Origin of the sequence: Streptomyces sp. NPDC046831 (assembly GCF_040645305.1) — a bacterium.
Taxonomy (GTDB): domain Bacteria; phylum Actinomycetota; class Actinomycetes; order Streptomycetales; family Streptomycetaceae; genus Streptomyces.
Genome location: NZ_JBEYXZ010000080.1, coordinates 1 through 1489 on the forward strand (window position 1 = coordinate 1; position 1489 = coordinate 1489).

General features: G+C 70.1%; 1 protein-coding gene. It reads right to left on the reverse strand.

Annotated elements, in window-relative coordinates:
• Positions 1-23: 23 nt before the first annotated feature.
• On the reverse strand, positions 24-1226 hold the full coding sequence (locus tag ABZ920_RS30480) for an IS110 family transposase (RefSeq protein WP_361512076.1): 1203 nt from the start codon (positions 1224-1226) through the stop codon (positions 24-26).
• Between the last annotated feature and the right edge of the window lie 263 nt (positions 1227-1489).

Consider the following 1489-nt stretch of genomic DNA (forward strand, 5'->3'; position numbering starts at 1 on the left):
GGGGGGTGCCTCTATGTCTTTCGTCAAGCAGGCTGTGGGGTTCTGGGTTCGTAGAAGGTTCCGTCGCGGAGCATGGCGAACAGGACGCTGATGCGGTGGCGGGCGAGGCGGAGGAGGGCCTGCGTGTGGGTTTTGCCGCGGGCTCGGCAGCGGTCGTAGTAGGTGCGGGAGGCGGGATCGTGCAGGGCGGCGAACGCGGAGAGGAACATCGCCCGTTTCAGCTGGCGGTTCCCGCCTCTGGGGGCGTGTTCGCCGTGGATCGAGGTGCCGGACTGCCGGGTTGTCGGGGCGAGGCCGGCGTAGGAGGCGAGGTGGGCGGCGCTGGGGAACGAGCTGGCGTCGCCGACGGTGGACAGGAGGACTGCGGCGGTCCTGACGCCGATGCCGGGCATCGAGGTCAGGACCTGGGAAAGAGGGTGGGCCTCCAGCAGGGCCTCGATCCGGGCTTCCAGGGCCCGTCGTTGCTCGTGGACGGCTGCCAGCGACTTGGCCAGCGAGGGGACGATCACGTCGAGGGTTCCGGTGCCGGGGACGGTGACGGTCTGCTCGTCGAGTGCGGTGAAGATGTCGTCAACGAGTCGCTCGGCCATGCGTGGTGCCCTGGGGCGGATGACCTCGACGAGTTTGCGGCGGCCTGCCTTGCGCAGAGCGGCCGGGGATCCGTAGCGCTCGAGAAGCCAGGTGGTGGCGGGGTGGTCCAGGCGGGGGCCGAGGACGCGCTCGAGGCTTGGGTGGAACTGGGTGAGCAGGCCGCGGATGCGGTTGGAGGTGCGGTTGGCTTCTCCGGCGAGGTCCTGGTCGAAGCCGACGAGCATGGTCAGTTCGGCGGTGACCTCGTCGGTCAGGTCGAGGGTGCGCAGGGTGTGGGGCATGGTGCGGGCGGCGTCCGCGATGACGGCGGCGTCCTTCGCGTCGGTCTTGGCTTCGCCGGGGTAGAGGTCGGCGATCCTGCGCATCGCCAGGCCGGGCAGGTAGGCGACCTGACAGCCGGCGTCCCGGGCGACGGTCAGTGGCAGGGCGCCGATGGAGGCGGGCTGGTCCACGACCACCAGGACGGTGCCGAACTTGGCCCTCAGCTTGTCGAAGAGGGCCCGCAGCTTCGGTTCGCTGTTCGGCAGCGGCTTGTCGAAGACCGTCTTCCCGGCCGGGGTCAGCCCGTGGCCGTGATGTGTTTGTTTGCCGACGTCCAGGCCCAGGAAGACGCCCACCCCGTCGATGCTGATCACCGTGCCCCCACATGTGTCGACGCGTGCCGGCCCCGAGGTCGGGAGCCGTTCTCGCGCAGCCACGTTATGCAGACCTGCCGCCCGCGAACGGCCGGGCATTGCGCCCGGCCAGGCGGTGGTCGGACCTCTGATCAGCGTCTCCGACGGCACCCCTCGGGCCCGGTGACACCACCCCCCAGGTCATCCCTTCGACAGGGGGCAACAGTCATGCCGGGCCCGGAGGCCAGCGGCCCTCTTGCAGGACCGCGAAGAAGATAACGGGG